The sequence below is a fragment of the Phreatobacter sp. GW821-FHT04C01 genome, from assembly GCF_059420385.1.
In genome coordinates this window covers 168,038-190,315 of the sequence record NZ_JBWKTP010000006.1, presented here as the reverse complement: position 1 = coordinate 190,315, position 22,278 = coordinate 168,038, and the positions used below count along the sequence as shown (strand labels likewise).

17 protein-coding genes are annotated in these 22,278 nt (G+C 66.8%); 12 read left to right on the top strand and 5 right to left on the bottom strand.

Features of this window, described 5'->3' with window-relative positions; genetic code table 11:
* Positions 1-18: 18 nt before the first annotated feature.
* From AC07WJ_RS23005 to AC07WJ_RS22990, 4 genes are all read left to right on the top strand, one after another.
* Positions 19-1,020 carry a branched-chain amino acid ABC transporter permease gene (locus AC07WJ_RS23005; protein ID WP_494936997.1) on the top strand — a complete coding sequence of 334 codons (1,002 nt, stop codon included), beginning with the start codon at positions 19-21 and terminating at the stop codon, positions 1,018-1,020.
* Positions 1,017-1,775 (top strand): ABC transporter ATP-binding protein, encoded by a 759-nt coding sequence (locus tag AC07WJ_RS23000; RefSeq protein WP_494936996.1) that lies wholly within the window; start codon positions 1,017-1,019, stop codon positions 1,773-1,775. The genes AC07WJ_RS23005 and AC07WJ_RS23000 overlap by 4 nt, the downstream gene beginning before the upstream one ends.
* Positions 1,765-2,475: an ABC transporter ATP-binding protein gene (locus AC07WJ_RS22995; RefSeq protein ID WP_494936995.1), complete on the top strand. Its 711-nt coding sequence runs from the start codon at positions 1,765-1,767 to the stop codon at positions 2,473-2,475. Before AC07WJ_RS23000 ends, AC07WJ_RS22995 begins: the two co-directional genes overlap by 11 nt.
* 62 nt (positions 2,476-2,537) lie before the next feature.
* Positions 2,538-4,730: a N,N-dimethylformamidase beta subunit family domain-containing protein gene (locus AC07WJ_RS22990; protein ID WP_494936994.1), complete on the top strand. Its 2,193-nt coding sequence runs from the start codon at positions 2,538-2,540 to the stop codon at positions 4,728-4,730.
* A 353-nt stretch (positions 4,731-5,083) separates the two neighbouring features.
* On the opposite strand, the gene AC07WJ_RS22985 is transcribed toward AC07WJ_RS22990, so the two are convergent.
* Entirely contained in the window at positions 5,084-6,406 is a 1,323-nt protein-coding gene (locus AC07WJ_RS22985; RefSeq protein ID WP_494936993.1) for an Hsp70 family protein, read from the bottom strand.
* Between the two features lie 207 nt (positions 6,407-6,613).
* Here AC07WJ_RS22985 and AC07WJ_RS22980 point away from each other — a divergent pair, with 207 nt between their 5' ends.
* The 5 genes from AC07WJ_RS22980 to AC07WJ_RS22960 all read left to right on the top strand — a co-directional run bounded on the left by AC07WJ_RS22980 (position 6,614) and on the right by AC07WJ_RS22960 (position 11,760).
* A complete protein-coding gene (locus AC07WJ_RS22980) occupies positions 6,614-7,774 on the top strand; it encodes an alpha-hydroxy acid oxidase (protein ID WP_494936992.1) in 1,161 nt (386 codons plus the stop codon).
* Between the two features lie 19 nt (positions 7,775-7,793).
* A complete protein-coding gene (locus AC07WJ_RS22975) occupies positions 7,794-8,756 on the top strand; it encodes a 2-hydroxyacid dehydrogenase (RefSeq protein ID WP_494936991.1) in 963 nt (320 codons plus the stop codon).
* 346 nt (positions 8,757-9,102) lie between these two features.
* Positions 9,103-10,701 (top strand): flavin monoamine oxidase family protein, encoded by a 1,599-nt coding sequence (locus tag AC07WJ_RS22970; protein WP_494936990.1) that lies wholly within the window; start codon positions 9,103-9,105, stop codon positions 10,699-10,701.
* Positions 10,702-10,739: 38 nt separating this feature from the next.
* Complete coding sequence (locus AC07WJ_RS22965; RefSeq protein ID WP_494936989.1) at positions 10,740-11,150, top strand: c-type cytochrome; 411 nt, start codon at positions 10,740-10,742, stop codon at positions 11,148-11,150.
* Positions 11,151-11,256: 106 nt separating this feature from the next.
* On the top strand, positions 11,257-11,760 hold the full coding sequence (locus tag AC07WJ_RS22960) for a RidA family protein (RefSeq protein WP_494936988.1): 504 nt from the start codon (positions 11,257-11,259) through the stop codon (positions 11,758-11,760).
* Positions 11,761-11,865: 105 nt separating this feature from the next.
* Here AC07WJ_RS22960 and fumC read toward each other — a convergent pair whose 3' ends face one another.
* Positions 11,866-13,257, bottom strand: coding sequence for a class II fumarate hydratase (gene fumC, locus AC07WJ_RS22955; RefSeq protein ID WP_494936987.1), 1,392 nt, complete (start codon positions 13,255-13,257; stop codon positions 11,866-11,868).
* Between the two features lie 557 nt (positions 13,258-13,814).
* Here fumC and AC07WJ_RS22950 point away from each other — a divergent pair.
* The 3 genes from AC07WJ_RS22950 to AC07WJ_RS22940 all read left to right on the top strand — a co-directional run bounded on the left by AC07WJ_RS22950 (position 13,815) and on the right by AC07WJ_RS22940 (position 18,733).
* Positions 13,815-16,118, top strand: a complete 2,304-nt coding sequence (locus AC07WJ_RS22950) for a TonB-dependent receptor (RefSeq protein ID WP_494936986.1) — start codon at positions 13,815-13,817, stop codon at positions 16,116-16,118.
* A 101-nt stretch (positions 16,119-16,219) separates the two neighbouring features.
* Entirely contained in the window at positions 16,220-16,945 is a 726-nt protein-coding gene (locus tag AC07WJ_RS22945; protein ID WP_494936985.1) for a hypothetical protein, read from the top strand.
* A gap of 39 nt (positions 16,946-16,984) precedes the next feature.
* Entirely contained in the window at positions 16,985-18,733 is a 1,749-nt protein-coding gene (locus AC07WJ_RS22940; protein WP_494936984.1) for an ABC transporter ATP-binding protein/permease, read from the top strand.
* A gap of 4 nt (positions 18,734-18,737) precedes the next feature.
* On the opposite strand, the gene AC07WJ_RS22935 is transcribed toward AC07WJ_RS22940, so the two are convergent.
* From AC07WJ_RS22935 to AC07WJ_RS22925, 3 genes are all read right to left on the bottom strand, one after another.
* Positions 18,738-20,048, bottom strand: a complete 1,311-nt coding sequence (locus AC07WJ_RS22935; RefSeq protein ID WP_494936983.1) for an O-acetylhomoserine aminocarboxypropyltransferase/cysteine synthase family protein — start codon at positions 20,046-20,048, stop codon at positions 18,738-18,740.
* 46 nt (positions 20,049-20,094) lie between these two features.
* Positions 20,095-20,265 (bottom strand): hypothetical protein, encoded by a 171-nt coding sequence (locus AC07WJ_RS22930; RefSeq protein WP_494936982.1) that lies wholly within the window; start codon positions 20,263-20,265, stop codon positions 20,095-20,097.
* A 564-nt stretch (positions 20,266-20,829) separates the two neighbouring features.
* Positions 20,830-22,188, bottom strand: coding sequence for a hydrolase (locus tag AC07WJ_RS22925; RefSeq protein ID WP_494936981.1), 1,359 nt, complete (start codon positions 22,186-22,188; stop codon positions 20,830-20,832).
* Between the last annotated feature and the right edge of the window lie 90 nt (positions 22,189-22,278).

Here is a 22,278-nt window from a genome sequence, read left to right as displayed (position 1 = left end):
TCCGAGCATGAAACCGCCATGGCCGTCGCAGGCGCCGATGCCGGGACCGCGATGGCCGCGCCCCGGCCGTCATCCGGTGTCGCGGCCGCCCTGGCCCTGGTCATCGCCGTGGCCCTGTTGCCCTTCGCGATCCCGGTGAACATCGCCACCGAGATCGTCATCTTCGGTCTCTTCGCCATGTCGACCAATCTGCTGATCGGCACGGCCGGGCTCTACTCCTTCGGCCAGGCGGCTTTTTTCGGTGTCGGCGGCTACGCGGCCGGCTATCTCGCCGCGCGCGGGCTGGCGCCGCTGCCGGTCATGCTGCTGGCCGCGGCGCTCGCGGCCGGCCTGCTTGCCCTGGTCATCGGCGCCTTCAGCATTCGACGCACCGGCATCTATTTCATGATGCTGACCTTCGCCTTCAATCAGCTGGTCTATTACATCGCCTATTCCTGGCACTCGGTGACCGGCGGCGAAGACGGCCTTGCCGGCATCAAGCGTCTGCCGCTCGACCTGCCGTTCCTGGGCTCGCTCAGCTTCGACGATCACCTGGCCTTCTACGCCTTGTCGGCCACGGTCTTCCTTGCCGGAATGGTCGTGCTGCGGCGGGTCGTCGACAGTCCGCTCGGCATGGTGCTGACGGCGGCGCGGCTCAATCCGCGACGCACCGCCTCGCTCGGTTATCCCGTGCACCGGGCCCAGCTCATCGCCTTCGTCATGGCCGGCGCCATTGCCGGCATCGCCGGGGCGCTGTTCGGCATGCTCTATCGCATCATGCCGATCGATTCCGTGCACTGGGTGGCCTCGGCCTATGTGGTCTTCATGGTGCTGATCGGCGGCACCCGCTCGATGCTCGGCCCGGTGATCGGCGCGGCCATCTTCATCTGGCTGCAGGGCCTGTTCAGCCTGTTCTGGGCGCGCTGGCCGCTGCTGCTCGGCCTGTTCGTCATCGTCGTCATGCTGTTCCTGCCGGGCGGCGTGCTCGACCTCGCCGCCAAGGCACGCCAATGGGCCCGGCGCCTGAGGAGGCGGCCATGACCGTGCCCGGCAACCCGATCATTCTTGCGGCCGAAACCCTGCGCAAGAGCTTCGGCGGCAATGTCGCCGTCCAGGACGTCTCGATGGCCTTCGCCAAGGGACGGCTGCACAGCATTCTCGGGCCGAACGGCGCGGGCAAGACCACGCTGTTCAATCTTCTGACCAAGGACCTGACACCCGACTCCGGCGCCGTCCGCCTCGAGGGCGCCGACGTCACCGGGCTCAAACCGCACCAGATCGCCTGCAGGGGCCTGTCGCGCTCCTACCAGATCTCCAGCGTCTATCTCGACATGACGGCGCGCGAGAATGTCTGGGTCGCCTCCTATCGGGCGCTGGCCGGCGGGGCGCTGGTGTTCTGGCGCCGCGCCGACCGCGACACCGCCGTGCGGGAGCACGCCGACGGCTATCTGCGCCGGCTCGGGCTGATGCATTTCGCCGACGTGCCGACCAAGGAATTGTCCTATGGCGACCAGCGGCTTCTGGAAATCGCCGTGACGCTCGCCTCCGAGCCCAGGATCATCCTGCTCGACGAGCCGACGGCCGGCTTGTCCCGCCAGGAAACCGAAAAGGTCAAACGGGTGATCGCCGCGCTGAAGGGCGAATTCACCATCGTCATGATCGAGCACAACATGGGCGTGGTCATGGAGATCTCCGACGAGATCTCGGTGATGAACCGCGGAGCGGTGATCGCGCACGGCGCGCCCAGCGATATCCAGGGCAACAAGACCGTGCAGGAGGCCTATTTTGGCGGTTGAAACTCCACTGCTCGAAATGGCCGGCGTCGATGCCTTCTATGGCCGCAGCCAGGCGCTGTTCGATGTCGGCTTTTCGGTCGGGTCGCGCGAGGTCGTCGCCATTCTCGGACGCAATGGCGCGGGCAAGACCACGACGCTGCGCACCATCATGGGCTTCAACACGCCGGGCCGGGGATCGGTGCGTTTCGACGGCCGGCTGATCAGCGGGCAGAAGCCGCACCGGATCGCCCGCCAGGGCATCGGCTATGTGCCGGAGACCCGTGACGCCTTCTCGCTGCTGACGGTCGAGGAGAACATCATGCTCGGCTACCGCGCCGGCTCGCCCTATACGCTGGAGCGGTTCCTCGGCTGGTTTCCGGAATTGCAGGGGCTGACGCGCCGGCGCGGCGCGCAGCTGTCCGGCGGCCAGCAGCAGATGATGGTGATCGGCCGCGGGCTTGCCCCGGCGCCCCGGCTGCTGCTGCTCGACGAGCCCTCGCAGGGGCTTGCCCCGGTTGTCGTCAAATCGGTCGCGCGCGTGCTGAAGGAACTGCGCGGCGAGAACCTCTCGATCATCCTGGTCGAGCAGAACCTGGCGCTGGCGCTCGAGATCGCCGACCGGGTGATCGTCATGGAAAACGGCACGGTGGTCGACATTCTGACCGCGGAAGAGGGGCGCCGGGCGCCCGCGCGGATCGAACGCTACCTCGCCATTCACTGAGCGCCGCCATTCACCGAAAACCCGGCGCGTGATGCGCCGGCCATCGACATTATGGAAGCCCCATGCTGCCCCCCATTATCGGCTATTGCGATCCCCTGCGCGGGCGTCCCGGCGACGCCATCAATTTCCACATCAACTCCGCCGGCGATCAGCCCTTCGACGCCCGTCTGGTGCGGGTGATCTGCGGCGATCCCAATCCCGCCGGGCCGGGCCTCAGGATGGACGCGGTGCCAAGCGCCATCGACGGCCGCCATGCCGGCAAGGCGCAGCCGGTGCCGATCGGCTCTTGCGGGCTCGCCCCGTTGCCGGCGCTCGGCGATGCCGGCGCCATGACCCTGGTGCTCAACCTGCGGCCGACCTGTCTCGACAGGGATCTGCGCGTCGTCGCCGCCTTGCAGGACGAGGCGGGCCAGGCGATTTTCGCGCTCGGGCTCGAAGGCCGCCACCTCGTGCTGCTCACGCGCCGGCAGGGGCGGGAGAGCCGGACGGCTACCGATCTCGAGCTCGATATCGGCGCCTGGCATGCGGTCGGCATCGGGTTCGAGCATGGTCGTTCGGCGGTCATTGTCGAACTGGTTCGGCTCGACCAGCGGCGCGGCATGGGCGCCGTCCGCCGCGAGGTCCTGCAGCTTGACCAGGCGCTTGCGACCTCGGACTGGACCCAGGTCGCTTTCGCAGCGGTCTGGGCCGGCCGGCCGACGTTGAGCTTCAACGGCCAGATCGAGCAGCCGGCCTTGCGGCGCGGCCTCGAACCGCGCCTCGCCGAGACCGGCGGCGCCCTGGGCGTGCCGGAGCGGGATGCACTGGCTCTCTGGGATTTTTCGAGCGCGATCGACCGGCAGACATTTCCCGAACGGCTGGGGCATGGCGACGGCCGCCTGGTCAATGTCCCGACCCGCGCGGTGCGCGGCTCGAACTGGGACGGCAGCGAATTCTGCTGGCGTCACGCACCGGGCCATTACGGCGCCATCCACTTCCACGACGACGATCTCTCCGACTGCGGATGGACGCCCGGCCTCAGCTTCACCATTCCGCCCGGTCTGGAGAGCGGCATCTACGCGATCGAGGTGCAGAACGGGCAGGGCAGGGACACCATTCCCTTCTTCGTCCTGCCGGCGCACGACGGGCCGAAAAAGCCGGTTGCGGTGCTCGCTTCGACCTTCACCTATCTGGCCTATGCCAATCATTCGCGCGGCAATTTCAAAGGCGGCCTGAAGGCGAGGGCCGAGGCCTGGGGCGGCTATCCCTGGAATTCCGACGAGGTGCCGGATTTCGCGCTGTCGACCTATAATTACCATTCCGACGGCTCGGGTGTTTCACTGTCGTCGCGGCTGCGTCCGATCATGACCATGCGGCCGGGCTATCTCACCTTCGAGGACCAGCGCGGCTCGGGGCTCAGGCATTTTCCCGCCGACACCCACCTCGTCGCCTGGCTCCATCGCCAGGGCTACGATTTCGACATCGTCACCGACGAGGACCTCGACGACGAAGGAGCGGCGGCGATCGACGGCTATCAGATCGTCGTCACCGGCAGTCACCCGGAATATCACACCGAGCGCTCGCTGAACGCGTTGCAGGACTATCGCGAGGCCGGCGGCCATTTCGTCTATCTCGGCGGCAACGGCTTCTATTGGCGCATCGGCCGGCGCGGCGACCTGCCGCATATGATCGAGATCCGGCGCGCTGAGAGCGGCATTCGCGCCTGGGCCTGCCGGGTCGGCGAATATTACCAGCAGCTCGACGGCGCCTATGGCGGGCTCTGGCGCCGCAACGACCGGGCACCACAAATGCTCGCCGGCATCGGTTTTGCCATCCAGGGGCTCTATGAGGGCTCCTATTACCGGCGCACCCCGGCATCCCGCGATCCGGCGCTGTCCTGGCTGTTCGAGGGCGTTGCTGGCGAGACGCTGGGCGACCACGGCCTGTTCGGCGGCGGCGCGGCCGGCTTCGAGCTCGACCAGGTCTCGCAGGCGCTCGGCACGCCCGAGGGGACCGTGGTGGTCGCGCGCTCGGAAGGCCACGGGCCGAGTTTCCAGCTCGCGCCCGAGGAGATCCTGACCCACACCCTGGCGCTGACCACCAGCCCGGGCGTCGAGGCCCATATGGTGCTCGGCACGCCGCCCGGCGAGGGAGCCTTCTTCGCCAGCGGCTCGATCACCTTCATCGGCAGCCTGTGCCACAACGGCGACGACAACGACGTGTCGCGCATTCTCGACAACGTCCTGCGCCGCTTCCTGTCATTGCCGAGGGGGTGATGCGGCTGGTCTTGCCGGGCTGATTTCGGGGCAACAAGTCGTGGATATCAGGGACAAGCCCGGTGCCCGGGACAAGCCCGGGCAGGACGAGAATGTCCCTGGCGCAAGGCGCGTGAGGATCGAACCGACCCGTGCCCGTTGCGGCAAGCTCTTGACGTTAACCCATCGTCTTGCCCGGGCTTGTCCCGGGCATCCACGACTTGCGCTTCCACGTCCCCGCGCTTCCGCGGTGGTTGCGGCGGACAAGCAGGCCGAATTCGTGGATGGCCGGGACAAGCCCGGCCAGGACGAGAATGTCCTTCGAGCAAGGCGATCATTGAGCCGTGGAACCCGTCGCGCCGGCGAGCACGCGCTTAATGGTCGTGCCTGACCGCCCAGCGCTCCGCATCGGGGTCCTGGCCGATCAGCGCCAGGCCATAGGCGATCGATTCGAACTGGTCGGTATTGGTCAGCCGTTCCTCGCCGAAACGCTTGACGAACAGGTTGCGGATCGCCGGCACGAAGGAGGTGCCGCCGGTCAGGAACACCCGTTCGATCGCGGTCTCCGCGACGCCGGACCGCGCCAGCACCTCGTCGACCGTCTCGGCGATGCGCGCGACGTCCGGGGCGATCCAGGCCTCGAAGTCGCGCCGCGCGATGGTCGCCTGGATGTCGACGTCATATTCGACGAAACGGAAGGCCGCGCTCGCCTCGGTCGACAAGGTCATCTTGGCCGCCGACACGGCGCGGTAGAGCGCCAGTCCGAGATCGTAGTCGACGATGTCGATGAACTTGTGCAACTGGTCCGGTTCGATCGCCACCTTGGCGAGATCCTGCAGGCCCTTGAGATCGCCGTTCGACTTCATCATGGCGAGCTGATGCCAGCGCGCCAGGTTGGCGTAATAGTGGTTCGGGATGGTCAGGAGCTTGTCGAAGGAGCGGTAGCTCGAGCCTTTGCCGAGCTTGGGCGAGACCACCCGGTCGACGATGCGGTAGTCGAACGTGTCGCCGGCGATGCCGACGCCGGCATGGCCGAGCGGTTCGGCGCGCAGCGTGCCGCCCGAGCGCTCGAAGCGCATCACCGAGAAGTCGCTGGTGCCGCCGCCGAAATCGGCGACCAGCACGGTCGCGTCATGGTCGAGCTTGCGGGCGTAGAAGAAGGCGGCGCCGACGGGCTCATAGACATAGGTCGTCGTCTTGGCGCCGAGTTTGCCGAAGGCCGTGCCGTAGCGTTCCATGGCGAGGCCGTCATTGGGATGGCTGCCGGCGAATTTCACCGGGCGGCCGATGACCAGTTTCGCGCCCTGGAAATCCAGGCTGCCATTGCCATGGCTGACCAGCGTGTCGAGGAAGGCCGAGAGCAGGTCCTCGAAGCGGTAGCGCTGGCGGAAGATCCGGGTTTCCTGGAAGCTGGAGCTTGCCGCGAAGGTCTTGAACGACTGGATGAAGCGGTGCGCCGAGGTGCCGGCGAGCAATTGGTCGATCGCCCAGGGGCCGCCCTCGATCCGGGGCTTGGCCGCGCCGACGCCCTTGCGCTCTTCCCAGAAGCACAGCGCGGTGACGAAACCGCTGAGGCGCTTGCCGCCATGGTCGAAGCTGATCACCTCGGCCCGGCCATCCGGCGTCGCGATGGCGACGACGGTGTTGCTGGTGCCGAAATCGACGCCGATCGAAATGTCTTGCGGGCGGGCGGACAAGGCGGGGATCCTGAGGCCGGAGAACGGCCGGCCCGCTTAGCCGATGTCGGTCGCCAAGACCAGCGATATGTCCCGGCGATAAGTCCGTGTCGCAAATAGGCGCAATGCATTCGGACGGGTCGTCCGGCACGATTCCAGACCCTAAAACGGGAAAGGCGAGGTCATTGGGGCGAGTTGCCGAGCCCCCGAATGCGAGGAGCGCCGCCCATGTGGGGTTCACCGGCCCGATCCCTGCCGCAAGCCGCTTCGATCGCCGATCTGCGCGTGCTGGCGCGCCGGCGGCTGCCCAAGGCCGTGTTCGATTTCATCGATGGCGCGGCCGGCGACGAAACGACGCTTCATGACAACCAGGCTGCTTTCGGCGACTGGCAATTGATGCCGCGGGTCGGCATCGACGTCAGCCGCCGCGACCCCCGCGCCGATTTCCTCGGTCGCATCGCCAGCCTGCCCTTGATGCTGTCGCCGACCGGGCTCACCGGTTTCTTCTGGCCGGGCGGCGAGATCGCGGCGGCGCGTGCCGCGGGGGCTCGCGGCATTCCCTTCTGCCTGTCGACCAATTCGGTCGCGTCGCTCGAACAGGTCGCGGAGGCAGCTCCGGAGACCGATCTGTGGTTCCAGCTCTATGTCATGCGCGACCGCGACCTGACCGACCGGCTGGTCGCGCGTGCGCAAGCGGCCGGCTACCGGGTCCTGTGCATCACCGTCGACCTGCCGCTCACCGGCCGGCGCGAACGGGATGTCCGCAACGGTTTCACCATGCCGCTGAAGCCGCGCCTGTCGAACATCCTGGATCTTGCCTGCCGGCCCGGCTGGCTGATGGGGGTGATGCGTTCGCCGCCGACCTTCGGCAATTTCAAGACCGACACGACCAACGGCTTCACCAATATCGCCCAGCATGTCAGCACTTTGTTCGATCCGTCGGTGACCTGGGAAGACATTGCCCGGCTGCGAAAGCGTTGGAACGGGCCGGTGGCGATCAAGGGCATCCTGCACCCCGACGATGCCCGCATGGCGGTCGACAGCGGCGCCGATGCGGTGATCGTCTCCAACCATGGCGGCCGCCAGCTCGACCATGTTCCGGCGCCGATCAGCGCATTGCCCGCCATTGCCGAGGCGATCGGGAGCAGGGCGCAGCTCATCGTCGACAGCGGCGTGCGCCGGGGCACCGACATCCTCACCGCGCGCGCCCTCGGCGCGGTCGGCTGCAGCATCGGCCGGCCCTTCCTGTGGGGGCTGGCAAGCGCCGGCGAGGCCGGCGTCGATCACGCCATCAAGCTCTTGGCCGCCGAGATCGACATCGCCATGGCGCTGCTCGGGACCGCCAGCCTCGACGCGATCACCTCCGACCACGTGCGCCACCGGCGCTGATCATTGCGAGAGACCGCCGATGAAGCCCTATTCCGTCCTGGTCGCCTGCCAGTTGCCCGAGCAGGTCGAGCGTGACCTCGCGGCTGCCTTCGATGTCGACTTCATGCCGGATGCCAGGCAGCGTCCCGTGAGCGAGCTGATCGCGCGGCTCGACGGCCGCGACGCCTTGCTGCTGCTGGCCATGACGCCGGCGAACGCGGCGCTGATCGATGCCTTGCCGGCTTCGGTGAAGACGATCGCCACCTATTCGGTCGGGCTCGACCACATCGACCTCGCGGCGGCGCGCCGGCGCGGCATCGCCGTGCTGCACACGCCCGACGTGCTGACCGACGCGGTCGCCGAGACCGCGCTGCTGTTGCTGCTGGGCGCCGCGCGCCGCGCCACCGAGAGCATCGCGCTGGTGCGCTCGGGCACCTGGCAGGGCTGGACGCCGACCCAGCTCATCGGGATCGAGCTCACAGGAAAGACGCTGGGCATTCTCGGCATGGGCCGGATCGGCCGGGGCATCGCCGACCGCGCCCGGGCCTTCGGCATGACGATTGGCTACCACAACCGTTCGGCCCTGCCGCCGGAGCTCGCCAAGGGCGCGGTGCATCATGCCGATGCGGGTGAGTTCCTCGGCGCGATCGACGCGCTGGCCATTGCCTGCCCGCTGACCGAGACGACCCGCGGCTTCCTCAATGCCGAGCGGATCGCCGCGATGAAGCCGGGGGCCATCGTGGTCAATATCGCCCGTGGCCCGGTCATCGACGACGACGCGCTCATCGCCGGCCTGAAGAGCGGCCATGTCCGCGCGGCGGGCCTCGACGTCTTCACCAACGAGCCGAAGCTCGATCCGCGCTATCTCGACCTCGGCAATGCCTTCCTGCTGCCCCATATCGGCAGCTCGACGGTCGAGAGCCGGCGCGCCATGGGCCAGACGCTGATCGATGGGTTCCTGGCGCTCGCCGCTGGCCGGAAACCGGACAATCAGGTGGTCTGATCAGGGCAGTCGGTCCGCGCCTCCGGCGACAGCCGGCACGACGCCCGCTCCGTTTGGGGCGGGTGATCGAAGCCTTTGATTTGATTTAATGAGTTCCGGTTCTGGTCGATCGGCGTAAAGCCCGATCGGAACATTCTGGTGGTTGCCGGCAAGGATCCCAGGCGTCCGGCCCGGTTGCGTCATTCCGGTATGAACTTCCTTCACATCCCGCATAACAAAGAATCATACCAAACTGCGCTGACGGCTGCCGCGCTTTGATCTCTAATCATCTGCCTCGGTCGCTGGTTCGGCTGCGTCGTCGCGGCGCCGCGCCGACGCCGGTCTTTTTGAATTTGGGAGCCAAACGATGTCGGAAACAGACGCGTCACCGATGAGCAGGCGCAACCTGCTGAACCTGATCGGGGCGGCCGCCGGTGGTGCCGCCATGTATCAGGCGATGACCAGCCTCGGACATGCGGCTGAATCGCCCTATACCGGCCCGATCAAGCTCGATGGCGATCCCAGGGGTGCGTCCGTGCTGATCCTCGGCGCCGGCCTCGCCGGCCTCGTCGCGGCACTGGAACTGCGCAAGGCCGGCTACAAGGTCCAGGTGCTGGAATATCACGACCGCGCCGGCGGCCGGAACTGGACGCTGCGCGGCGGCGACAAGTTCACCGAGCTCGGCGGCATCGAGCAGAAATGCGAATTCGAGCGCGGCAATTACATCAATCCCGGCCCGTGGCGCATTCCCTACAATCACCACGCCATCCTCGACTATTGCAAGCGGCTGGGCGTGGCGATGGAGCCCTTCGTCCAGGTCAATTACAACGCCTACCTGCACAACAAGGATAGTTTCGGCGGCAAGCCGCAGCGCTTCCGCCACATCTATTCCGACTTCCAGGGCGGCATGACCGAGCTGCTGTCCAAGGCGGTCAATCAGGACAAGCTGGAAGACGCCGTCACCAAGGAGGACAAGGAAGTCCTGCTCGCGGCGCTGCGCCAATGGGGCGCGCTCGATGCCAATTACCGTTACGTCAAGAATGACCTGTCGAGCGACCGTCGCGGTTATGAGCGCGATCCCGGCGGCGGCCTCAGCGGCGAACCGGTGCCCTCGGAGCCGTTCAGCTTCAAGGACGTGGTGAAATCCCGGCTCTGGAACCGCATGCAGACCGGCAATGTCTACGAGTTCCACTCGGCGATCTTCCAGCCGGTCGGCGGCATGGACATGATCGGCAAGGCGTTCCAGCGCGAGGTTGGCCGGCTGATCAAGTTCAACGCCAAGGTCACCACCATCAAGCAGGACAACCGCGGCGTCACCGTCACCTATGTCGATACCAAGAAGGGCGGCCGGCCGCAGACGGCGAGCGCCGACTATTGCCTGTGCACGATCCCGCTCTCGGTGCTGTCGCAGATCGACATCAATGTCGGCTCGGCCATGAAGGCGGCCATCGACGCGCCGGCCTATGCGCCCTCGATCAAGGTCGGGCTGCAGTTCAAGCGCCGCTTCTGGGAGGAGGACGAGCAGATCTATGGCGGCATCAGCTACACCAACCTGCCGAACGCCATGATCCAGTATCCCTCGTCGAACTTCTTCAAGACCGGCAAGGGCGTGCTGCTCGGGGCCTATGCTTTCGGCGCCAATGCCTATGAATGGACGGCGCTGGCGCCGGCCGACCGGATCAAGAAGGCAGTCGAATTCGGCGCCCAGATCCATCCGCAGCAATATCAGAAGGAATTCGAGAACGGCATCTCGGTGGGCTGGCACCGCGAGCCCGCGACGCTCGGCTGCTACGCCGTGTGGAGCGATGCTGCGCGCAAGCAGCACTACAACAACCTCTGCGCCATGGACGGCCGGATCATGCTGGCGGGCGAACACGCGTCCTATCTGCCGGCCTGGCAGGAAGGCGCCGTGCTCTCCGCGCTCGACGCCATCGGGCGCCTGCACAAGCGCGTCGTCGCCCGCTGATCGCCCGTCATTTCCTTGTCGTTTCTGAGGGTTTCATCATGATCCCGTCATCCAAGACCTCGCTCAAGATCGGGTTGACCGCCGCCGTGCTGATCGCCGGCGCGACCGCTGCCCTGTCGCAGTCCTCGGCGCTGTTCTCCAGCCCGTCCCGCTTCACCTATCAGGACGGTGAATCGATCTATCGCTACGTCTGCGCCGGCTGTCACATGCCGGAGGGCCGTGGCGCCATCGGCGCCGGCGCCTATCCGAAGCTTGCCGGCAATACCAAGCTCGAGGCCTCCGGCTATCCGGTCTACCTGGTCGTCAACGGCCAGAAGGCCATGCCCTCCTTCGGCAATCAGCTGAACGACGCCCAGGTCGCGGCGGTGGTCAATTACATCCGGACCAATTTCGGCAACAACTACACCGATCCGGTCAGCGCCGACGATGTGAAGGCGGTGCGTCAATAGGCGCAAGCCTGGCCGGGTGGACCTTCGTCCGCCCGGTCGCCAGACAATAGGGCGGCATGGGCCCGGTGCCGCCATGCCGCCTCCATTCCATTCAAGGGAGTAATTCATGTTCCGCAAGACAAGCCTTGTTTTGACGCTTGCCGCCGCGCTCGCCGGCATGGCCGGGGCCGCCAATGCCCAGGACGTCATCCGCCACCGCAATCCCGGCTCGAACTTCCCGATCGCCGCCGCCGTCGAAGTGCCTGCCGGCCGGACCACGGTCTATGTCAGCGGCATGGTGCCGACCGTGACCAACGAGCAGGCGCCGCGCAACAGCCTCGCCGCCTTCGGCGACACCAAGGCGCAGACGGTGAGCGTGCTGCAGGCGATCGAACGCTCGCTGCAGCGGCTCAACCTGCAGATGAAGGACGTGGTCAAGATGCAGGTCTTCCTGGTCGCCGACCCGGCCAAGGAAAACCGCATGGATTTCGCCGGCTTCATGGAGGGCTATACCCAGTTCTTCGGCACGCCGGCCCAGCCCAATCTGCCGTCCCGTTCGGTCATGCAGGTCGCCGGCCTGGTCAATCCGGGCTGGCTGGTCGAGATCGAAGTGACGGCGGTTCGTCCCTGAGCGGTCGGCGGCCGGTTTGATGCCGGCATACACATTGGAACGGGGCCGGTTCATCACCGGCCCCGTTCGCATTTCAGATGATGGCTCTGCGCCGACGAGCGCCGCTCAGGACGGCCCGATCATCTTTTCCGGCCGCACCAGCGTGTCGAACTCGGCATCCGTCACATAGCCGCCGCCGACCGCTTCCTCGCGCAGGGTGGTGCCGTTCTTGTGGGCGGTCTTGGCGATCTTGGCGGCCGCGTCGTAGCCGATCTTCGGCGCCAGCGCGGTGACCAGCATCAAGGATCGCTCGACGCCGAGCTTGAGGTTGTCGCGGCGCGGCTCGAGGCCGGCGATGCAATGGTCGGCGAAGGATCGCGCGGCATCGGCCAGCAGCCGGACCGATTGCAGGAAGGCATTGGCCATGACCGGGTTGAACACGTTCAGCTCGAAATGGCCCTGCGAGCCGGCGAGCCCGATGGTGGTCTGATTGCCGAACACCTGGGTCGCCACCATGGTGAGGGCTTCGCACTGGGTCGGATTGACCTTGCCGGGCATGATCGAGGAGCCCGGCTCGTTCTCCGGCAAGGCCAGTTCGCCGAGGCCGGCGCGCGGGCCGGAGCCGAGGAAGCGGATGTCGTTGGCGATCTTGAACAGCGAGGCGGCGACCGTGTTCATGGCGCCATGGCTGAACACCATGGCATCATGCGCTGCCAGCGCCTCGAACTTGTTCGGCGCGGTGCGGAAGGCGAGGCCGGTCAGCGCGGCGATCCGTTCGGCGACCGCTTCGGCGAAACCGATGGGCGCGTTGAGGCCGGTGCCGACGGCCGTGCCGCCCTGGGCGAGTTCCATCAGGCGTGGCAGCGACTGCTCCAGCCGCTCGATGCCGAGTTCGATCTGGCGGGCGTAACCGGAGAACTCCTGGCCGAGCGTCAGCGGCGTCGCGTCCTGGGTATGGGTGCGGCCGATCTTCAGGATATCCGCCCAGGCCTTGGCCTTGCCGTCGAGCGCCTCGTGCAGGTGCCTGAGCGCCGGCAGGAGCGAGCCGGTGATCTCCATGGCGCCGGCGACATGCATGGCGGTCGGATAGGTGTCGTTCGACGACTGGCTCATATTGACGTGGTCGTTCGGATGCACCGGCTTCTTCGAGCCCATGACACCGCCCAGCGTCTCGATCGCCCGGTTCGAAATGACCTCGTTGGCGTTCATGTTGGTCTGCGTGCCGGAGCCGGTCTGCCAGACCGACAGTGGGAAATGCGCGTCGAGCCTGCCGGCGATGACTTCGTCGGCGACCGCCACGATGGCGGCGCCGATCGCCGGGTCGAGCCGGCCGAGCGCCATATTGGCTTCGGCCGCGGCGCGCTTGATGATGCCGAGCGCCTTGATCACCGGCTTCGGCTGCTTCTCCGTGCCGATATGGAAGAAGTGCAGCGAGCGTTGCGTCTGCGCCCCCCAATAGCGGTCGGCGGCGACGTCGATGGGGCCGAACGTGTCGGTTTCGATGCGGGTCTCGGTCATGATTGTCTCTACGGGATCGTCAATCGGGAGGGCGCCCTCAATGGGCATGCCGCGGCACGGCTGAACCTAGCTTGTGCCGTCGAAAACCATGACACCCTACGCCAGCGGCGTTTCTTCCACGATGGTCTTTTTGCCTGATGCCTTGTCCCCTGCGATGTCGTGGCCCGGAGGTGCGGCATTCTGTCTCGCATGGCGTATCGCTGGCCGATGGGGTGTTTCACCACCGGATCCCGGTGCGTCGGACCCGGCCGTCGCCGCCGGGCGCGAAATCCCATATGAAATCTGGATATTCCCCACGGCGCCCCAAGCAATCCCGGGTTGGGCGGTAAGTGTCGGAAATTTCGAATGAAAATCATTACAAACTACTGACATTCGAATTCGCATATCTAGGATGCCTCAAAATGAGTCATATTGTTGACAGACAAAATCAACTTTCCTAGGAGAGCCGGCGATCGACGGGGCCGATTGGTTCGCCCCGCCGCCATGCCAGCCAGCTGAACGCCGTCCGTCTCAAGCCAGCCAGCCATCACACAATCTGGGCAAGGGGCTTCGGGGCGATGACACGGTCCGGCTATGCGACGCTTTGCGCGTCGGTTTCCATTCTTGTTTTGACGGCGGCCACGGGAGGCGCGTTCGGCCAGGCCAATGCGCCGTCGCCGGCCGAGACGCAGGCGGCGGCCGCCGCCAACGTATCCTCCGCCGACGAGATCACGGTGACCGCGACGCGCGAGGAGCGCCAGCGCCTCGACGTGCCGGCCAATGTGACGGTCATCTCGCGCCAGCAGATGGATGACCGGGCGACCCGCGACATCCAGGACCTGGTGCGCTACGAGCCCGGCGTCAGCGTCGATCGGGTCACGTCGGGCACCGACCCCTGGCACAATCTCGGCGGCTTCACCATTCGCGGCGTCACCGGCAACCGGGTGCAGATCCGCGTGGATGGCGCCCGCGTCATGGAACGCATCACCGACGGCACCCGCGATCTCGTCGACCTGCCCTATATGAAGTCGGTCGAGATCATGCGCGGGCCGGGGTCGGTGCTATGGGGCGCCGACGCGCTCGGCGGCATCGTCGCCTTCCGCACGCTTGATCCGGACGATCTGCTGCGCGGCAAGGGCAGGCCCTGGGCGGCGCGCATCCACACCTCCTACGACAGCCTGGATCAGGCCTTCGTCAAGACCGGCATGGCGGCCATCCAGTTCACGCCGACCCTGCAGGGCATTTTTGTGCTCAACCAGCGCAGTTCCCAGGCGCCGACCCTGTCGACCGCGCAGGCGAATGGCGGTATCTGGGGTTGCCCGGCCATCCGCACGCTCGCCTGCAACGAGCTCGACCCGCTGAACAACAGCACCTGGAACGGATTTGCCAAGCTGGTCTGGCGGCCGGCCGACGATCATGAATGGCGTTTCGTCGCCGAGGCTTTCAACCGCAACACCACGGTCGACCAGCGTTACGACTTCGGCCAGACCGTCACGGTTTCCGGCGCGCCGCACCGCAACGGCCAATATCAGCGCAACCAGGTGCTCAGCCGTCAGAACTTCGCCATTGCCCATGACTGGACGCCGCATTGGGGCTGGATCGACGCGGTGCGCTGGAACGTCTCCTATTCGCCGCAGAGCCGCCAGCTCGACAGCACCCGCTACCAGCTGAACCTGAACACCAACCAGCAGCGGCGCACCAATGCGATCCTGAACTACACCGAGAATTTCCTGCAGGGCGAAGTCCAGCTGACCTCGCGCTTCAACCTCGGTCCGGCGCAGCACATCCTGACCTATGGCTTCCAGGGCGATACCACCAAGACCGACTATTTCCGCCAGGACACGGTGACCAACGCCACCACAGGCGCGCCCATTTCGGTCACCAGGGGCTCGGGCTTCAATTTCGCCAATGCCAATACCTCGCGCGCGGATCTCTATCTGCAGGATGAGATCAGCCTGCTCGGCGGTCGCTGGATCATCACGCCCGGCATTCGCTGGGCCAATTACACCATCGATCCGCGGCCGGACGCCGACTACAAGCCGGTCCCGGGCGCGACGCCGAGCCGGATCACCTCCAGCCGGTTCATTCCGCAGCTCGGCATGGTGTTCAAGCTGACCGACATCTATTCGGTCTATGCCCGTTATGCCGAAGGCTTCAAGATGCCGACGGCCCAGCAGCTGTATCTGTCGCTGCCTGGCGGTGCCGGCAATGGCGGCAGTCTCATCCCCAACCCCAACCTGCGGCCTGAATCGGCGAGATCCTACGAGGCGGGCCTGCGTGGACGGTTCGACCGCGGCTGGTTTTCGGTGGGCGCCTTCTACACCACCTACAAGGATTTCATCCTCAGCTTCCAGCCGCCGTCGCCGGGTTCCATCGACCTGACCAATACCAATGTCTCGGCGGTGACGATCTATGGCGTCGAGGCCTCGGCGCAATACCGGATCACCGACGACCTGATCCTCAACGGGGGCTTGTCCTATCAGTTTGCCGAACAGCGGGCGACGCCGACTTCAGCGAAGGTCGCCTTCGACGCCATCCTGCCGCTGACCGCGACCCTCGGGCTGCGCTGGTTCAAGCGCGAATGGAACATCGACGGCGAGATCATGGCCAATTTCGGCGCACCGATCACCCGCACCAGCAATCCCAATATCTACAAGCCCGGCGGCTATGCCGTGTTCGACAGCTTCATCAACTGGCGCCCAACCGCCAATCTGACCTTCCGCGCCGGTGTCCAGAACATCTTCGACACCCGCTACTTCCAGAACCTCTACGGCAACTACACCAATACGCCGCCTTCGATCGCCACCGCGCAGACCAATCCGCTCGAATTGCAGGTCGCGCCGGGCCGTACCTTCAAACTTTCCGCGACCGCCGATTTCTGACCTCAGCTTCGGCGGCGGCGCGTTTGAGCCACGCGCCACGCAAACTGGGGCGCCCCGGCAGGGGCGCCCCTCTTTTCTTCACCAAACCCGGGAGCGCGCGCATGAGCGATGCAAGACCAGTCCGAGAGATCCTGCCCGGCGATGTCGCCGATGCCGTCGCCACCGTCGGCGCCATGGGGCGGGTCATGCTGTCGGCGTCATCAGGCGGCGCCACCCATGAGCGGATCGGCGTGGTCGGGGCCGTCAGGCGCGAGGCCGCCGGATTGCGCCTGTCGGGCGAGGCCCATGACGCGCTGATCGATCTCGCCGTCATCACGCAGGTGGTCGCCGACCGCTCCGGCCGTATGAAGGACCGCGTCCTGCCGCGCCTGGAATTGCAGGACGCGACGGGCGCGACCGCCTTCAGCCTGATCTGTCTCGACGGCATCGAGCCTTTCGACAAGGCGCTGGCAGGTCTCGGAGCCGGTACGGTGCTGCCCGAGAAGCCGCGCCCGGCAGCCGTGGACCCCGCCCCCGTACCGGCCGGCGCGGATCCGGGCGCGGGCCTGCTCGAGGCGGCGCGCGCCGGCGGCGAGCCGGTCTCCGTGCTGTTCCGCTGCACTGGCCTGGAGCAGGCCTGGACCGGTCTCATCGGCGAGGTCAAGCCGGCCATGGGCTTCCTCAACATCATCAAGCCGGACTTCCATCTGCACCTGCAGGACCACGCCGTCGCGCGCTGGCGGCGCGAGGAGGCCGTCGATGCGGTGACATTCCATGCCGAAGCCGCCGACGGTTCGGCCGTCGGGCTGGTGTTGCGTGGTTCCGCCACGGCCTTTGCCGGCGCCTAGCGTCGGCTGCTCCCAACCATCTCCTGCCGCGAGGTTCCCATGCGTGCCAGCCTTGGCCAGATCTGGCGCTTGCTCGTCCTCTGCGCTTGGCGGCCGGGAGGCCGGCTGGGCATCGTCTATTTCGCGGTCATTTTTGCCCTGGGCCTTGTCGGCGTCCATATCTCCGTGCGGCTGATCCGCTGGACCGCCGACTTCTACAATGCCCTGCAAAAGCTGGATGTCGACGAAGCCATCCGCCAGATCGGCGTCTTCTTCGTTCTGATCGCCATCAGCGCGACGCTCAATCTGAGCGGGACCTATCTTCGCAAGATCCTCCAGATCCGCTGGCGCCGGACCTTGACCGACGCCATGCTGGACCACTGGCTGGCGGGCAAAGCCTTCTGGCATCTGCGTGCCCGCACCGAATTGGGGCTCGACAATCCCGACCAGCGCATTGCCGACGACTGTCGCATTTTCGTCTTTCGCCTGACCACCGAGGCCTTGGAGCTGATCACCAATATCGTGGCGCTGGTGTCCTTCGTCGCCATTCTGTGGTCGCTCTCGACCTTCGCGCTGACCTTCACCGTGTTCGGAGCCGAGATGTCGATCCCGCGCTACATGGTCTGGGCGGCGCCGGTCTACGTCGCCATTTCCAGCGGCATTACCCACTGGCTGGGCAAGCCCCTGCTGCCGCTGAATGTCGAACAGCAGAAGACCGAGGCGGATTTCCGCTTCGGGTTGGCCCGCTTCCGCCAGACCGGCGAAGCCGTGGCGCTCGCCGGCGGCGAGGCCGCCGAGCGGCGCATCTTCAGCAATGGCTTCGAAGCCATTGCCGACAATTGGCGCCGGCTCATTCGCCGCGAACTGATCCTGGGCATATTTACCCGGCCTTATATGCAGACGGTGTTGCGCATCCCGCTGTTCCTGGCGCTGCCGGCCTTCCTCGCCGGCAAGGTGACCTTCGGCGGGCTGATGCAGATCGGCGCGGCGTTCCAGAACGTGGTGACCACGCTCTCCTGGTTCATCTTCTCCTACCGCGATCTTGCCGAACTGGCTTCGGCTTCGGCGCGGCTCGACCATTTCGTCGCGGCGACCGTGGAGGCAAGGGCAGGCGTCAGCGATGTCAGGATCGAGCCTTCCGTCGACGGCACGCTCAGGCTGATCGGCCTGCGGCTGTCCTCGCCTGGCGGCAGCCCGATACAGGCACTTGACGACGTCGTGTTGCGCCCGGGCGAGACTGTCTGGCTTCAGGCGCCTTCCGGCTTCGGCAAGACCACGCTGCTGCGTGCGGTCGCCGGACTCTGGCGCCATGGAGCGGGCCGGATCGAGCGTCCGATCCACGCCGTCAGTTTCCTGCCGCAACAGCCCTATGTGCCGCTGGGCGGCATTCCGGCGGCGGCGGTCTATCCGGCGGCGGTCGAGACGGTGCCGCGCACGCACGTTACCGGCTGGCTGCAGGCGGTGGGGCTCGGGCGTCTGGCCACTCTTGGCGATAGCGAAGCGGCGGCGGCGCTTGCCGGTCTTTCCGGTGGCGAACGTCAGAGGCTGGCCCTGATCCGGCTTTTGGTCGAGCGTCCCGCCTGGGCCTTCCTCGACGAGCCGACCAGCGCACTCGACGAGAACGCCGAGCGCCGGCTGCTGGAATGGCTGCGCGCCGAACTGCCGGAAACGACATTCGTGGTCGTGGCTCACCGCCAGCCCGTCGGCCTCGGGCCGGCACGCATTCTGGCGCTGTCGCCGGCATTGCCGACGGCGGATGAACCGACCCCGCAGGCAAAACCACAATGGGCGGCTTCGCCCGCGGGCTGACGTCTCAGGCCGCCTTGGCGAGGCCGCCGGCCGCGGTCAGCGCCTGGTCGAGATCGGCCAGGATGTCGTCGATATGCTCGATGCCGATCGACAGGCGGACATAGCTGTCCGAGACGCCGGAGGCATGCTGCTCCTCGGCCGACAATTGCGAATGGGTCGTGCTGGCCGGGTGAATGGCCAGGCTGCGGGCATCGCCGATATTGGCGACGTGGTAGAACAGGCCCAACGCATCGATGAAGCGCCGCCCGGCTTCCTTGCCGGCGGCCAGTTCGAAGCCGACCAGCCCGCCATAACCGCCTTTCAGATAGGTGTCGGCACGTTCGCGCGCCGCGCCCGTCTGCTGCGAGGGATGAATGACCCTGGCGACCTCCGGCCGCCTGGCGAGCCAGGCGGCGACAGCCGAAGCATTCTGGACATGGCGCTCGATGCGTAGCGCCAGCGTCTCGATGCCCTGCAGCGTCTGGAAGGCGTTGAACGGCGACAGCGCCGCGCCGAGATCGCGCAAAAGGGTGGTGCGCGCCTTGATGATATAGGCGATCGGCCCGAGCGGTTTGACGGCCTCGGTCCAGACGGCGCCGTGATAGCTCGGGTCGGGCGTGTTGAGGGCGGGCTGGCGCTCCGGGAATTTCTCCCAGTCGAAATTGCCGCCGTCGACGATCAGGCCGCCGATCGAGGTGCCGTGGCCGCCGAGATATTTGGTGCTGGAATAGACCACGATCGCCGCGCCATGGTCGAAGGGACGGGCGAGCAGGGGCGCCGCGGTATTGTCGACGATGAGCGGAATGCCCAGCGCGCGGCCGATGGCGGCGACCTCGGCGATCGGGAAGACGGTCAGCTTCGGGTTGGGCAGCGTCTCCGCGTAATAGGCGCGGGTGCGGGCATCGGTCGCCCTGGCGAAGGCCTGCGGATCCGCCGGATCGACGAAACGCACCTCGATGCCCTGGTCTCTCAGCGTGTTGGCGAACAGGTTCCAGGTGCCGCCATAGAGATCGGTCGACGAGACGATATTGTCGCCGACCCGCGCCAGATTCTGGATCGCGATCGCGGATGCGGCCTGGCCGGATGAGAGTGCCAGCGCGGCGACGCCGCCTTCCAGCGCCGCGACGCGCTGTTCGAGCACGTCGGTCGTCGGGTTGCCGATGCGGGTATAGATATTGCCGAGTTCCCTGAGGGCGAACAGATCGGCGGCATGCTCGGTGTCGCGGAACTGGTAGGAGGTGGTCTGATAGATCGGCACGGCGACCGCGCCGGTGGCGCTGTCGGCACGCCATCCCGCATGCAGCGCGAGGGTTTCCGGCCTGTATTTCGTGGTCATGGTCGAACTCCTGATCTGGCGACGAGGCTTTGGGGCATGGCGGGATCTAGCGGGTCGTGCCGGCCGCCACGGTGGTGACCTGAGGCGTCTTCGCACCTGTCCCGGGTCCAGGGGGCATGTCCGGCCGGCCGACGACCACGGCGTAGAGCACGAGGGCGAAGGCGAGCCCGGTCAGGGCCAGATCCTTGAGACGATGGATGACGTCGCGCGGCGGCATCGGTGATCCCCGAAGCGTGTGTGCACCGGCGGCCGGGGGCGATCGGTGCGTGTTCCGACGCCAGAAGATCAGGTTTTACCCGTTGATCAATAAGGAGTTTTCAGAAAAGAGGGATCTTCCCGCAGGCCCCGGAGCGGCAGTGAAAGCCATCCCCGCGCGGCTGTCTCCGGGAGAATGGCGCTGCGCACCGGGCGGCCGTCCTGCGAGGCTGAGGCTCGTGCATTCACCGGGAAAGGGACGGCACGGCCAAGGCGGAGACCATGGCGAAAGGGCTGCCGGCACATGCTCTACGTCATCCCCGGCGACTGAGCGCGGCGAAGGAGGGAAGGGGATTCAGGGGCCGCTTCATCGGCGCTCTCGGCGCATGCGTCGACCGCACTTTCGCAGCGTTGAAGCCGGAGCCCAGCGGCTCCTGGATCCCCTTCCCCTCGCCTCCGCAGAAGCAAGCGCTTCTGCTCGGGCTCGGCCGGGGATGACGTAGAGCATTTGCCGGCCGCCGGCAGATTCGCTCGGGCGTCCCTGGACAGCACCTTTTCGATGCCAACACCTCCTATGTCCGATCCTTCACCACGTCAGTTCGGCCACCGCGACATGGTTCTCCGCCGCCGGCCAGGCGCGCGCAACGATGCGCTCCTCGTTGAACAGCCCGACGACCGGCCGGCCGATATCGGCTGCGGCGAGCCGGAGCGTCGCCGTCGCGTCGGTCGGCACGCCACGGGTGACATCGGCGGGTTCCTTGCCGTCGAGCAGCACGACGTCGCGCGGAATGCCGAAATAGCCGCGCGGCCGCGTCAGCTGGACGATGGCGCCGGCCGCCTTCTCGGCTTCGGCAAAGGGCCGCGCCGGCCTCAGGTGCACGACATCCGACGCGCGTGGAAACGGTGAGCGATAGATGTGGCTGACCGGGTGGCCCGGCGCCGTCAGGACGAATTCGAGGCAGTCGGTCGGCGTCACCTTGACCGGCCCCCAGCGGCCGTCGGCGCCAGTAACCTTCTTCAGCAGCGCCTCACCCTGGCGCTCGCCGGTCTCGGCCAGGACGCGATAGATCTCCAGGCTCGCGCCGGCGACCGGTCGGTTGGTCGGCACGCCCGCCGGATTGCCGGTCACCAGGCCGTCGAGCGTGATCTGCGCTTCCGGCGCCACCGCGATGGTCTGCGGTTCGGTGCCGGCGATGAACCGATAGATCTCGCGGAAGGCGCGCGGGTGGAAGGCCACCTCGCGATGGTCCAGCTGGCTGAGCACGATATCGGTCGCACCGCGCAGCGACGGGCCTTCCGCGGTGATGCCGGTCGGCACGCCGGGCCGGCCGAGCAGCCGCCCGTCGGCCTGCGCATATTTGTCGTAGCCGTCGCTGCGCAATGTCAGGAAGGCGGTGCCGGGCACGACGTCGGTGTCATGGCCGTTCAGCCGCTTCAGGAAGGGCCCGCGCCCGTTGAACTCGCTGCCCGGATTGGCATCCCAGTCGAACACGCCCCGATTGGGCGTCCCGCACAGCACCGCATGGCTCACCTGGGCTCCGCCGCCGGCCTCGACCACCGCGTTGCGGATGGCATAGCCGCCCCGCGAGCTGCCGACCAGCGCGACCCGCGGCGCGCCGGTGCGGGCCCTGACCTCGGCGATCACTGCGGTCAACTCGCGCAACTGGTCCTCGGTGCCGGAACGGCCGGCCATCGGCACGGCGTCGTCATTGCGCGACAGGGGATCGGTGAAGTTGAACGCGGTGAGCCGGTCGCGCGGCCAGCCATTGCTCTCGAACCGCCACAGCGTGGTCTGCCAGAGCGCCGCGTGGTCGCCATTGCCATGGACGAAGATCACCGGCGGTCGTTGCGCGCCCTGCGCGAAGGCATCGGACAAGGGCCATGCCGCCGGCGCGAGCGTAACGGCGGCCATGCCGCGCAGTGCCTGGCGTCTGGTCATGGTCATGGCGTTTCTCCCCTCGGGGGATGGTCGGGTGTGGCTCGCCGGCGGTCAAGCGCGACCTGAGATGGTCGACTCCCGACCCTATCCAGGTCA